2 rRNA genes are annotated in these 645 nt (G+C 50.9%); both read right to left on the bottom strand.

What is annotated here, in order from left to right:
* Nucleotides 1-10: 10 nt before the first annotated feature.
* Nucleotides 11-123: ribosomal RNA gene (rrf, locus tag GRX31_RS30470) — 5S ribosomal RNA — on the bottom strand.
* A gap of 126 nt (nucleotides 124-249) precedes the next feature.
* Nucleotides 250-645: ribosomal RNA gene (locus GRX31_RS30465) — 23S ribosomal RNA — on the bottom strand; the annotation flags it as partial.

The raw sequence follows: 645 nt of genomic DNA, 5'->3' as shown, positions 1-645 counted from the left end.
GGCTGTAAGAGCCTGACGATGACCTACTTTCACACGGGAACCCGCACTATCATCGGCGCAAAGTCGTTTCACTGTCCTGTTCGGGATGGGAAGGAGTGGTACCAACTTGCTATGGTCATCAGGCATAACTTGTTGTCATGCTGCTCTTGTGAGCAACACAACGAATTCATAGAGTCTGTAATCAGCTTTGTATTTTGACTGCGCCTTACTTGGCATAACCACCTTGATGATCAACGTCATCAAAGTTATAGGGTCAAGCCTCACGAGCAATTAGTACTGGTTAGCTTAACGCATTACTGCGCTTCCACACCCAGCCTATCAACGTCCTGGTCTTGAACGACTCTTCAGGGGGCTCAAGGCCCCGGCAGATCTCATCTTGAAACGAGTTTCCCGCTTAGATGCTTTCAGCGGTTATCTCTTCCACACTTAGCTACTCGGCAATGCCACTGGCGTGACAACCGATACACCAGAGGTGTGTCCACTCCGGTCCTCTCGTACTAGGAGCAGGCTTCCTCAAATCTGCAGCGCCCACGGAAGATAGGGACCAAACTGTCTCACGACGTTTTAAACCCAGCTCACGTACCTCTTTAAATGGCGAACAGCCATACCCTTGGGACCGACTACAGCCCCAGGATGAGATGAGCC

It is taken from the genome of Delftia sp. CH05 (assembly GCF_009827015.1).
Lineage (GTDB): Bacteria > Pseudomonadota > Gammaproteobacteria > Burkholderiales > Burkholderiaceae_C > Comamonas > Comamonas tsuruhatensis.
Note: the sequence above shows the minus strand (reverse complement) of the source record. Positions and strands in the feature narration are given on the sequence as shown.